Origin of the sequence: Bradyrhizobium sp. STM 3809, from assembly GCF_000239795.1 — a bacterium.
Classification (GTDB): domain Bacteria; phylum Pseudomonadota; class Alphaproteobacteria; order Rhizobiales; family Xanthobacteraceae; genus Bradyrhizobium.
This window is the reverse complement of sequence record NZ_CAFJ01000536.1, coordinates 1-2,843: the sequence shown is the minus strand read 5'-3', so window position 1 is coordinate 2,843 and position 2,843 is coordinate 1. Positions and strand designations below refer to the sequence as shown.

Annotated in this window: 3 protein-coding genes; all 3 read left to right on the top strand. The window is 68.1% G+C overall.

The window, feature by feature from the left end:
- On the top strand, positions 1 to 1,057 hold a 1,057-nt coding region (locus BRAS3809_RS24705; protein WP_035658242.1), incomplete at its 5' end, for a DUF1800 domain-containing protein.
- The gene (locus tag BRAS3809_RS24700) at positions 1,054 to 2,277 is read left to right on the top strand and encodes a DUF1501 domain-containing protein (protein WP_008964758.1); all 1,224 of its coding nucleotides are present in this window, start codon (positions 1,054 to 1,056) and stop codon (positions 2,275 to 2,277) included. The genes BRAS3809_RS24705 and BRAS3809_RS24700, both read left to right, overlap by 4 nt.
- 195 nt (positions 2,278 to 2,472) lie before the next feature.
- Positions 2,473 to 2,793: a heme-degrading protein HmuQ gene (hmuQ, locus tag BRAS3809_RS24695; RefSeq protein WP_008964757.1), complete on the top strand. Its 321-nt coding sequence runs from the start codon at positions 2,473 to 2,475 to the stop codon at positions 2,791 to 2,793.
- Positions 2,794 to 2,843: the final 50 nt, after the last annotated feature.

Here is a 2,843-nt window from a genome sequence, read left to right as displayed (position 1 = left end):
GCTCGCCGATTGCGGCGTCACCGAACGTCTGGTGGCGTTCTGGTCGAACCATTTCTGCATCTCCGCCGGCAAGGGCGAACTGGCGCGGATGTGGGCCGGCGCGTTCGAGCGCGAGGCGATCCGGCCGCATCTGCTCGGCCGCTTCGCCGACATGCTCAAGGCGGTGGAACAGCATCCGGCGATGCTGTTCTTCCTCGACAATCAGGAATCCCTCGGCCCCGACTCGCGCGCCGGGCAGAACCGCAAGCGCGGCCTCAACGAGAATCTCGCGCGCGAAATCATGGAGCTGCATACGCTCGGCGTCGGCGGCGGCTACACCCAGGAGGACGTGACCTCGCTGGCGCGCATCATCACCGGCTGGAGCTTCGCCGGCCGCAACGCACGCAATGGCGCACCCGGCAGCTTCGTGTTCAATGCCAATGCGCATCAGCCGGGGCCGCAGACGCTGCTCGGCAAGGTCTACCAGGACGACGGCGTCGCGCAGGGCGAAGCGGCACTGGCCGATATCGCGCGGCATCCGTCGACCGCGAAGTTCATCGCCGTCAAGCTCGCCCGCCATTTCGTCGCCGACGATCCCCCGCCCGCGCTGGTGGCGCGGCTCGAGGCCGTGTTCAGGAAGACCGATGGCGATCTCAAAGCGGTCACGCTGGCGCTCGTCGACTCCGACGAAGCCTGGTCGGCGCCGCTGACCAAGATCCGCTCGCCCTATGAGTTCCTGGTGGCCGGCGGCCGGCTGCTGGCGCGTGTGCCCGACGATCCAGGCTTCTATCTCAATTCGCTGAACACGCTGGGCCAGCCGCTGTGGGCGCCGGCGGGACCGAACGGATTTGCCGACAGCAATGCGATGTGGGCCGCACCCGAAGGCATGAAGCTGCGGCTCGACATCTCGGCGCAACTCGGCGCGAAGCTCGGCAACAATCTCGATCCGCGCGACCTGCTCGATCTCGTCGCCGGCGATGCCGCCTCGACCGAGACCCGCCGCACCATCGAGCGCGCGGAATCCCGCCAGCAGGCGCTGGCGCTGCTGTTGATGTCGCCCGAATTCCAGAGGAGATGACGATGGATCAGATCAGGACGCGGCTGCAGACCTCGCGCCGCCATCTGCTGCTGGCGGGCGCATCCTTCGCCGCGTGGGGATATCTGCCGAAATTCGCCCGCGCGGCCGACCCGCGCGATCCGCGGCTCGTCGTCATGATCCTGCGCGGCGCTCTCGACGGGCTCGCCACCGTCGCGCCCGTCGGCGATCCCGATTACGCGGGGCTGCACGGCGCCATCGCGCTTGCCACGGCCGGACCGAATCCGGCGCTGCCGCTGGATTCGTTCTTCGCGCTGCATCCGGCGATGCCGGAGTTCGCGCGCATGGTTCGCGACAAGCAGGCTGCGGTGGTCCATGCGGTCGCGACGCCGTATCGCGAGCGCTCGCACTTCGACGGTCAGGATGTGCTCGAAAGCGGCTTCGCCGGTCCCGGGCGCGTGCAGTCCGGCTGGTTGAACCGCGCGCTCGAGGCTTTGCCGCGCGGGCCGCGTGTCTCCGGCGCGCTCGCGGTCGGGCCGACCGCGCCGCTGGTGCTGCGTGGCGCCGCGCCCACCGTGGGCTGGGCGCCGGTGACCTTGCCGCAGGCCGACGACGATACGGCGATGCGGCTGGTCGATCTCTATGCGCATCGCGATCCCGCGCTGGCCTCGGCGCTGTCGCAAGGTTTGAAGCTGGACAAGGTCGCGTTCGGCGACGACATGAAGCCGAAGCCGGGCGGCAACCAGATTGCGGCGATGCGCCAGGTCGCGCGCGGTGCGGCCAAGCTGATGGCGGCCGATGACGGTCCGCGCATCGCGGCGCTGGCGTTCGATGGCTGGGACACGCATGCGAACGAGGGCGGCGCGGTCGGCCGGCTCGCGCAGCTGCTGTCGGGCCTCGACGGTGCGCTCGCCGAATTCGAGAGCGGGCTTGGCGCACACTGGCGCGATACGGTGATCGTGGTGGCGACGGAGTTCGGCCGTACCGCGAAGATCAATGGCACGCAGGGCACCGATCACGGCACTGGCACGATCGCGCTGCTCGCCGGCGGCGCGGTGAAGGGCGGTCGTGTCATCGCCGACTGGCCGACGCTCAAGATGGCGAGCCTCTATCAGGGCCGCGATCTCGCGCCGACCATCGATCTGCGCGCGGTGTTCAAGGGCGTGCTCGCCGATCATCTCGGCCTGAGCGAGCGTGCGCTCGGCGAGATGGTGTTTCCGGAAAGCGCGGCGGTGAAGCCGATGAAGGGGCTGGTGGCGTAAGGCCCGCGCGCCGCTCATTGCCGCCTGCGATCACGCAAGGCATCGATCACGCAAGATTGCGATCGCGCAAGACTTTGACCGCACAAGACTTCGATCGCACCAGACATCGCCGCATCGGCGGCGATGTCTTGAGGCGCATCGCGACGTGAAGTCTGCTATTCCTGGGCCCAGCGGCATATCATCCAGGAGATCAGCATGTTCATCGCCATGAATCGTTTTCGCGTCGCCAAGGGCTCGGAGGCCGCCTTCGAGCAGGTCTGGCTGTCGCGCGACAGCCATCTGGACAAGGTGCCCGGCTTCGTCGAGTTTCATCTCTTGAAGGGTCCTGAGGCCGAGGACCACACGCTCTACGCCTCGCACACGATCTGGGCCTCGAAGACGGCCTTCGAGGACTGGACCAGATCCGAGGCCTTCCGCATGGCCCACAAGGGCGCCGGCGACAACAAGCCGCTCTATCTCGGCCCGCCGCAATTCGAGGGATTCGAAGTTCGGCAGACGGTGGGCGGAAAGAAGTAGGGCGACGGCTTCAGGTTGGACTAGGGACTGCCGCCGCATCGGCGGTGCAC

Coding starts and splice junctions, on each gene's coding strand:
- hmuQ (WP_008964757.1), top strand. CDS start 2,473: ATGTTCATCGCCATGAATCGTTTTCGCGTCGCCAAGGGCTCGGAGGCC.
- BRAS3809_RS24700 (WP_008964758.1), top strand. CDS start 1,054: ATGACGATGGATCAGATCAGGACGCGGCTGCAGACCTCGCGCCGCCAT.